This is a genomic window from Sphingobium sp. PNB (genome assembly GCF_019873065.1).
Lineage (GTDB): Bacteria > Pseudomonadota > Alphaproteobacteria > Sphingomonadales > Sphingomonadaceae > Sphingobium > Sphingobium fuliginis.
The window spans coordinates 1-6,948 of the sequence record NZ_JAINEZ010000147.1; the positions used below are offsets into that span (position 1 = coordinate 1).

The window sequence follows — 6,948 nt, forward strand, 5'->3', positions numbered from 1 at the left end:
GCCTGCAAAGCATAGGCCGGATCGAACGCTCGTCGAATATCCATAAGATTTTAGAGTGCTACGCCCACCCGCGCACAGGTCTCATCTCACCATTGAAGCGACGCCAGCGCCCTGTTCCGGTTGAGCAAGTCCCCGCCCGAACCGTAGGAGGGGAAGTCCATCCCATGTCCGATTTTCAGCTATGTGGCACCAGCGGCTGACTGGCCGGAAATGGTCGACTGCCGGGGGGCTGCTTTCTCGACAGGAATGGCGGCGTCCGTGAAGAATGCCCATAACCCCTCAAAATAGCGGCGAAAGGATGAACTGCCGATCTGGAAGAGAGGTGCCGCGTTGCGACGGGGCGCTCCCGTTCTGCAATGGTGGTTCAGCGTTGACGGTTCAAGACTGACCGCCTGAGCCGCGCACGCGCAGCGTTGAAAAAGCTGCCCCATCGGGCGTCCGCAACGCAGGGCGGAGTTGAGGGATGCTGAGAGGCTGTCGCTTCCCCATATCTCCATCCCTTCACCGGATTTTTGCGATGGGAAGACGCGGGGTCGGGCGTCCCCTCATAAAGCTGGTCACGCCTGATGGAGAGTATCTGCGAGGAGAAGCCTGATGGGCACCGCTCTCCGGCTTTCAGCATCGTCAGCGGTGCAGAACTCAGGAAAGAGTGGTACCCAGCACGAATCCAAGCTCGCCGACTTATAACCTGAAATCCGTTCCATCGGCCTGGATGGCGGACAGATCGCTTACGGCTATCGGCGCCCACCATTCTCACGAAGCCCGGCCGCTTTGCTATAAACGGCCGGGGATTTCGCGAGCATAAGACCAAATACGGCCACCGCTCTGTCAAGCGGCAATCAACTCGGATTAAGGCCGATCATCGCCGTCACTTCGATCTCCACCAGCATCTCAGGGACTGCCAGGGAGGAGATTTCAAGGAAGGTATGTGGCGGGCGGGGAGCACCGTCCAGTTCTTCGCCCTGAACCTCGAAATAGGTCCAAATGTTCGCGCGATCGGTGACATAGGCCGTCATCCGCACGACATCGGCCAAGGTGGCGCCATGTGCCGCCAGCACGGTCTTGATCTTCCGAAATGCGATCTGGGTCTGCTTGCGGAAGTCGCCATCACCCAGGATAGTCACCGAATGAAGATCGGTGGCTTCCGGATCCTCGGCCGACACACCTGACAGGAACAGGTACTTCGCGCCTGCCGGGGCCTCGACGATGGAAACGTCGCTGAACAAGTCGCGTGCCCAGCCCTTGTTATGATTGACGTTCGTCTTGTTGAAATTACGGTCGGTCATGATTTCCTCAACGAGCTCCAACAAGATCTTGCGGGTCGACCGCCGCGGCCAACGGCCGGAGCGCTTCGATGCAGTGGCGATATGCCAGGCACAGCGGCACCGAAAGTACCCCATGGCTGGATTGCTGCGCCTTGGCCTTCTCGACAAGCGGCGTTACCGCTTCCAGCGCGTAGAGCGCGGGTTCCAGCGGAAGTTCAGCGATCGAAGCGGCCATTGCACGCCGGACATTGGCGGGATCCAGACCGGCTTCCAGTCCGTCCTTGCCGGCAGACTGCAAGCCCGAACGCGTGGCGCTCAACGCATCCACAAGAGCCTGCGAATGGGTTGCGACCGCATTGATCTCGTCGGTGGTCAGGTCAGTGGCCGCCACCTGGTCGATCAGGGTGTCGAGCTGCTGCGTAGCCTGTAGAAGCTGCCTTGAATACATCCTCAGGTCGATTGTCGTTGACATTGGGTACTCCGTAAATGCGGGGATCAGCGGGACGTGGCGTTCTCGAAGAAGGTCAGATATCTGATCATCTCCGGATCGTCATAGGTGAGGCTGGAAGTGTTCTCGCAGAAGAGAGTGGCGGCCGCGTCCATCGCCCATGCCGCAGACAGGAGCAGCTTTCCTGAAGCCGCGCGATTCTTGCGGAGCGCAGCCGGCGCGAAGTCGACCTTCTCCAGATAGTCGCGTGCCGTCAGGAGCAGCTTGCCTGCCGTCAATCTCTGCTTCGCGCCGCGCCAGGTGTTGGAGATCACGGAGATCCAGGGCCATGCAGCGACGGTGGCGGGATCCAGCAGTTCCAGATCCTGCTTCCAGATCACTGCCATGATGTCGACGAGCCACTGCCCCTTATCGACGAATTGCTCGCCCCGGTACCTCAGCTTTTCTTTCAGCACCCGGATCTCTTCCGGCTCGCCCAGCCCTTCCATGAAGAGGATGCCCGCGCCGGCGACGGCGCTCAGGGGACTCAGATCGCCGCAACCGCATGCGGTGCTGCGCGGGTGGGAGGTGTCGAAGGGAGCAGTTGCGAGCGGCTCCGGCTCCCGCTGCCAATAGTCCCCGAAAACCTTCAGCCTGTTCGCCTCACGGCTGATGTCGGCCGCGATCTCGAGCAGCAGCGTCGCGTTGAACCGCATATGGTCGCGGTGATACAAGGCGATGTTGTGCCGAGTGTGCAGCGCTGAGTCCTCTCCTACGGCGTGATTCTCATTGTTCGGTTGCATTACAACTCCTTAGGGGGTGAAAGGATGGGAGGTGAAAGCTCGGAAGCTATTGGATTGCAGTATGAGCGATCGGTGTCCTGACGGGTTGGAATATGTTCATTACAAACGATTGCATATCGCCATTGCGTTGTCAACGAAAGCCGATTTTTGATCCGGTGCAGGCGTATGCAATGGGGATTCCGGCGAGCAAGAAGGGATTTCCGCTTTGTATCCCATTCATTGCCGGACTGATTGACCCTCGCGTGCCTCAGGCATCATCCGCATTCTTACTATAACAAACGATTGCAAAATTTTGATGGCAATCGATAAAAGCTGGATCGCTGGTCCCATATTACAGCGCGCGCGTAGGTCTTATCTGCTGACCTCCGCCAAATGCACGCCAAATTACCGTTGGGACCGTCTGCTGTTGTCCAACATCGAAAAGCCGCAAACTTCGAAGGATCTTTGATCTGAGAGCTTGCTGGATGAGAGCTTCCTCCTCAAAGGCTCAGCGGAGCTTGGGAAGCTATCGATGCCAATGGTAAGTGCCGGCTTCTGGTGCTTCCACGGCAGGACATGACAGCGCTTCTTCGCTCCGCTGTATTAGCAGGAGTAAAGCAGCCGGCACGGACTTTTTGCTTTTCAGGAGATTGGTGACCCCTACGAGTGTAGAACTTTTGTCTCGGGCGATGCCGGGACGTTCCTAACTACACTGTAAAATCAACGATTTGTCTTGTATGGTGTTCGCGGTCGGTCGTCTTGATTTGCCTGAATTTGGCGCAAAATGTGGGAACGATTGTGGGACCAATTCCTGCCCGGAAGTGTGGGAACGCCTGCGATGCCCAAAGCGGGAACCGAACCGATGGCACTGACGGCATTGAAGGTAAAGAACGCGAAGCCTGGTCGGCATGTCGATGGCCGGGGACTGTGCCTGCTGGTGAAGGATAGCGGTGCGCGGACATGGGTGCTGCGGATGCAGAAGGATGGACGCCGACGCGACTATGGGTTGGGATCGGCGCTGGACGTGTCACTGGCCGAGGCGCGGGAAGCGGCAGCAGCATTACGGCGGAAGGTCCGTGAGGGAACCGATCCGGTCGCCGAGCGACGCAGGGCGCGCAAGGTGGTGCCGAGCTTCGAGACGGCGGCCCGCGATTGTTACGAGGCGTTGAAGGAAGGCTGGAAGAACAAGCGGCACGCCAACTGGATTTCCAGTTTCGAGAACCATGTGTTCCCGGCGATCGGCACGAAGCCGGTCAACGAGGTGGACAATGCGTGCGTGGTCGAGGTGCTGTCGCCGATCTGGCTGACCATCCCTGATAGCGCGCGGCGCATCCTGCAACGCATAGGCGCGGTGCTGGACTTCGCCCATATCAAGGGCTGGCTTCCGGGTGAGGTATCGTTGCGCTCGGTGCGCAAGGGGCTTCCCCGTCAGGTGGACAAGGGCGGACATCTGGAAGCCATGCCCTATGTGGATGTGCCTGCGCTCATGCGGAAGCTGGCGGCAGCTTCGCCCACGACCGGGCGCGACGCGCTGCGCTTCACCATCTATAATGCCGTGCGGTCGAACGAGACGCGCTTTGCCGTGTGGTCGGAGTTCGATCTGGACAAGGCCATCTGGACCATTCCGGGTGAGCGGATGAAGGCAGGGGAGACCCATGTCGTGCCGCTGTCCGCGCCCGCCGTGGCGCTGCTCCGCAAGCGGTGGAAGGAGCGCACCAGCGATACCGGCCTTGTGTTCAGCAATGACGGCGAAAAGCCGATCAGCGACATGACCATGACCAAGCTCTTACGCGATGACGGCATCAAGAGTGTGACCGTCCACGGCTTCCGTTCGGCCTTCACCGACTGGTCGTCGGAGCGGACCCGCTTCCCCAAGGAGGTTGCCGACAAGGCGCTGGCGCACAAGCTGCCCAACAAGGTGGAAGCCGCCTATCGCCGCACCGACTTCTTCGACAAGCGGCGCAGCCTCATGGCGCGCTGGGCGGAGTTTCTGGACAAGCTGCCGGTGAAGGGTAGTTCGGACGCCGACCCCACGGCGTCCGAGCCGGTCAGGCTTCGCGTTGCCGCCTGATGAGATCGTGCAGGCTGGCGGTGGTGACGCGGGTGGCCTTGCCGAGCTTCACCGTCTCGATCTCACCCGCCGCGATCAGCGCATAGAGCTTGGTGCGGCCGACCCCGATCATGCGCGCCGCATCATTGACGCGCACGCAGATCGGATCGGGCGGTAGAGGCACGGTCATTGTACCTGGCTCCCGGCGTGGTCGTCGCGATAGCCGACAGGATCGGCCACCCAGCGATTGACGGCGGATTCGTGCCAGCCCGCGCCGTGGACGCTGATCTTTACCTGGCGGGGGAAGGTGCCTTCGCCCATCTTGCGATAGAGCGTGGTGCGCGAAAGCCCGGTGCGGGCGAGAACGGTCTTCAGGCGGATGATACGATCGGGGTTGTTCATGGGGCAATCTCTTCAAATCAAGGTGTTGCACGCGCCCCTGTGGACCAGCATCGGGCAGCATGGCGCACTGGGCAAGAGCCGTTACGGGGCCAAATCAGGCCATTCGGGATTGGACGGGTGGGCGCTGGCGACGACTGGCGTTCAGGGGCGTCCAAGGGCGGTCCACGACGTAGCTCTGCCGCAGGGCGTGACCATCGCAGAATTTTTTCCCACTATGTCCCAAACAGCATGCCGGTCAGTGCTTTATGCCGATGGGTACGGCATTGCGCATTGGTCAGGTCGAATCATTCATGGCAATTCTCCAAATCATCGGAGGTCTGCCCGCCAGTGATCAGGCTGCGCCGGATCGTCTTGCGTCGCAAGGGGTGGGGCACTGTAGTGCCGATCGGGGCATTTCAGTGCCGGTTGCGCCAATATCGGCCCTGCAAGTGCGTTGAACTCTAACGCTATGTATTATATATGGCATCGGAAGCAGGAGGGCCACCATCCCACGTATATTCAAGAATGGCTGGTTCGAGCGCTTCGCGCGCAAGGAGCGCATTGCCGATTCGGGGCTTCGGGACGCTGTGCAGCGCGCCGAAAGCGGATTGGTGGATGCCGATCTCGGCGGCGGCGTCATCAAACAGCGCGTGGCGCGTACCGGTCAGGGCAGGTCGGGCGGCTATCGCACGCTGATCCTGCTCCGGCACGGTGATCGGGCGATATTCGCTTTCGGCTTCGCCAAGAGTGCGCAGGCGAATATATCGGAGGCGGACCTCGCCTTGCTGCGCAATGCGGCAACCGAAGCGCTGGAATGGAACGACGAGGAACTGGACCGGCTGGTGGCATCTGGAACGCTGGTGGAGATAGACGATGGGAACGACGGTGAAGGGTAAGGGCTATCGCAGCGAGATCGCGGGCGCGGTCCACGAGATGATGAGCGACGCGCACGACGCGGGCGTTATGTCGCGCGCGACACTTCGCACCTTTGATGAGGCGTGTCTTGCCCCGGCCCCATCGCTGGCAGGCGATGAAATCCGCGCCATCCGTGAGCGCGAGCATGTCTCGCAGCCGGTGTTCGCCGCCTATCTCAACGTCTCGCGCAATCTCGTGTCGGATTGGGAACGCGGCGTGAAGCGCCCCGGCGGTCCCGCCTTGCGGCTCTTGTCCATCATCCAGCGCAAGGGGTTGCAGGCGGTGGCCTAACTACCCCTGTCGTGTTTCACCTGTTTTCGCACACTGCCGGGATGACCGCCTTGGGCCGATTTCAGACTGTCAGCCGTGGATTGAATAATTCGTGAACCTGCCACTGGCCGCCGTTAATTTAGGCAGCAAAGATGGCCGCTCGTTGATGCACCTTCGCAAGCTGAGATCGGAAGCGTGGTATTGCTCAAGCTTCCGCGGGCCTGTAGCGTCGTTGCAAATCGAAGAGGGTATCAAAATTGACTAACAGCACTCCAGGCAGCCTCGATCGCGAGATTCGCACGACGGCGGTGGATTTTTCCTTCGGCGAACTTCTCAACTTACATAGAGATGAAGAGATTGTTATTCGTCCAGAATATCAGAGGCTTTTTCGATGGTCTAATGAGCAAAGATCTAGGCTAATAGAATCTATAGTAATGGGACTTCCAATCCCTCCCATATTTCTCATCGAGAACGATGATGGAATTTTGGAGCTAATTGACGGCCTTCAAAGGACTAGCTCTGTACTTCAATTTTTAGACCATTCTGCCATTAGTCAACCAGAACTTGTTCTGCAAGGTTGTGATTTTATTCACGATCTAAATGGAAAGACGTTGAATACTATCGATACCGTTACAAAATTAAAAATAAAGCGCACGCCTATCCGTGCGACGATAATTAACAAATCCGGCGATGCCTTCGTTAAATATGAGCTATTCAAACGTCTTAATACTGGCGGTTCGCTTCTTTCCGCTCAAGAGATCCGAAATTGCTCATCTAGGTTTCGTGGACAAAGGTTGACAGCAGGATCGGGCGTTGATTCAAGGCTGCCTTTTGGAGGTGGCGTTGGGCGAGCGTATT

The 6,948-nt window shown here is 58.9% G+C and carries 9 protein-coding genes; 4 read left to right on the forward strand and 5 right to left on the reverse strand.

Features of this window, described 5'->3' with window-relative positions; translation table 11 throughout:
• Positions 1 to 839: 839 nt before the first annotated feature.
• Genes K7W03_RS26060 through K7W03_RS26070 form a run of 3 tightly spaced genes read right to left on the reverse strand, consistent with a single transcriptional unit; the run spans position 840 to position 2,495 of the window.
• Positions 840 to 1,286, reverse strand: a complete 447-nt coding sequence (locus tag K7W03_RS26060; RefSeq protein WP_044663103.1) for a RidA family protein — start codon at positions 1,284 to 1,286, stop codon at positions 840 to 842.
• A gap of 7 nt (positions 1,287 to 1,293) precedes the next feature.
• A complete protein-coding gene (locus tag K7W03_RS26065; RefSeq protein WP_146001610.1) occupies positions 1,294 to 1,737 on the reverse strand; it encodes a hypothetical protein in 444 nt (147 codons plus the stop codon).
• A 23-nt stretch (positions 1,738 to 1,760) separates the two neighbouring features.
• Positions 1,761 to 2,495: a hypothetical protein gene (locus K7W03_RS26070; RefSeq protein WP_130030048.1), complete on the reverse strand. Its 735-nt coding sequence runs from the start codon at positions 2,493 to 2,495 to the stop codon at positions 1,761 to 1,763.
• A gap of 817 nt (positions 2,496 to 3,312) precedes the next feature.
• Between K7W03_RS26070 and K7W03_RS26075 the strand changes: the two genes are divergently transcribed.
• Positions 3,313 to 4,545 (forward strand): tyrosine-type recombinase/integrase, encoded by a 1,233-nt coding sequence (locus K7W03_RS26075; protein ID WP_103001235.1) that lies wholly within the window; start codon positions 3,313 to 3,315, stop codon positions 4,543 to 4,545.
• Here K7W03_RS26075 and K7W03_RS26080 read toward each other — a convergent pair.
• Complete coding sequence (locus tag K7W03_RS26080) at positions 4,523 to 4,714, reverse strand: helix-turn-helix domain-containing protein (RefSeq protein ID WP_103001236.1); 192 nt, start codon at positions 4,712 to 4,714, stop codon at positions 4,523 to 4,525. The two genes, K7W03_RS26075 and K7W03_RS26080, sit on opposite strands and share 23 nt — an antisense overlap.
• Positions 4,711 to 4,926: a helix-turn-helix transcriptional regulator gene (locus tag K7W03_RS26085; protein WP_066560297.1), complete on the reverse strand. Its 216-nt coding sequence runs from the start codon at positions 4,924 to 4,926 to the stop codon at positions 4,711 to 4,713. Before K7W03_RS26085 ends, K7W03_RS26080 begins: the two co-directional genes overlap by 4 nt.
• A gap of 494 nt (positions 4,927 to 5,420) precedes the next feature.
• Between K7W03_RS26085 and K7W03_RS26090 the strand changes: the two genes are divergently transcribed.
• The 3 genes from K7W03_RS26090 to K7W03_RS26100 form a co-directional block, all read left to right on the forward strand.
• Positions 5,421 to 5,801 (forward strand): type II toxin-antitoxin system RelE/ParE family toxin, encoded by a 381-nt coding sequence (locus K7W03_RS26090; protein ID WP_319024348.1) that lies wholly within the window; start codon positions 5,421 to 5,423, stop codon positions 5,799 to 5,801.
• Positions 5,779 to 6,111 (forward strand): helix-turn-helix domain-containing protein, encoded by a 333-nt coding sequence (locus K7W03_RS26095; protein ID WP_172451895.1) that lies wholly within the window; start codon positions 5,779 to 5,781, stop codon positions 6,109 to 6,111. Before K7W03_RS26090 ends, K7W03_RS26095 begins: the two co-directional genes overlap by 23 nt.
• A 236-nt stretch (positions 6,112 to 6,347) precedes the next feature.
• Positions 6,348 to 6,948: DUF262 domain-containing protein (locus K7W03_RS26100; protein WP_222887814.1), on the forward strand; the 601-nt coding region annotated here is incomplete at its 3' end.

What these genes read in the sequence shown, in the direction of transcription:
- K7W03_RS26095 (WP_172451895.1), top strand. Translation starts at nt 5,779, where the DNA reads ATGGGAACGACGGTGAAGGGTAAGGGCTATCGCAGCGAGATCGCGGGC.
- K7W03_RS26085 (WP_066560297.1), bottom strand. Translation starts at nt 4,926, where the DNA reads ATGAACAACCCCGATCGTATCATCCGCCTGAAGACCGTTCTCGCCCGC.
- K7W03_RS26075 (WP_103001235.1), top strand. Translation starts at nt 3,313, where the DNA reads ATGCCCAAAGCGGGAACCGAACCGATGGCACTGACGGCATTGAAGGTA.
- K7W03_RS26060 (WP_044663103.1), bottom strand. Translation starts at nt 1,286, where the DNA reads ATGACCGACCGTAATTTCAACAAGACGAACGTCAATCATAACAAGGGC.
- K7W03_RS26065 (WP_146001610.1), bottom strand. Translation starts at nt 1,737, where the DNA reads ATGTCAACGACAATCGACCTGAGGATGTATTCAAGGCAGCTTCTACAG.
- K7W03_RS26070 (WP_130030048.1), bottom strand. Translation starts at nt 2,495, where the DNA reads ATGCAACCGAACAATGAGAATCACGCCGTAGGAGAGGACTCAGCGCTG.
- K7W03_RS26080 (WP_103001236.1), bottom strand. Translation starts at nt 4,714, where the DNA reads ATGACCGTGCCTCTACCGCCCGATCCGATCTGCGTGCGCGTCAATGAT.